This window comes from Hungatella sp. SL.1.14 (genome assembly GCF_024460495.1).
GTDB classification, from domain to species: Bacteria; Bacillota; Clostridia; order Lachnospirales; family Lachnospiraceae; genus Hungatella; species Hungatella hathewayi.
In genome coordinates this window covers 1-307 of sequence record NZ_JANFYJ010000260.1, presented here as the reverse complement: position 1 = coordinate 307, position 307 = coordinate 1, and the positions used below count along the sequence as shown (strand labels likewise).

Here is a 307-nt window from a genome sequence, read left to right as displayed (position 1 = left end):
CGCCCGGATGCTCCACCGCGCCGAAAAACTCCCGGAAATGGCTCTCCGGGATACCGAGATGCCTCTCTCCAAGCCTGTACAATTCCCGTTTGTCCACCGTCTCTGTATAAAACTGCTTCCAGCCGCCGCCGGCCATAATCATGGAATGCTTTGGCAGACGGATAAAGATTCTGTTTCGCTCCATCTCCTTTAAAAAGAAATAGAGGTATGCAGGAAAACCAATGATCCGGACCGGAGCATTTCCCCTTCCGTAACGCCGGAGGGCCTCCAGCAGTCCGTTAAAATCAGGGCGGTATCCGTGTTTTCC

1 protein-coding gene is annotated in these 307 nt (G+C 53.4%); it reads right to left on the bottom strand.

All coding sequences use genetic code 11. The features are described from left to right. Positions 1-307 (bottom strand): LuxE/PaaK family acyltransferase (locus NE473_RS30915; protein WP_502802865.1); only part of this gene is annotated, 307 nt, incomplete at both ends.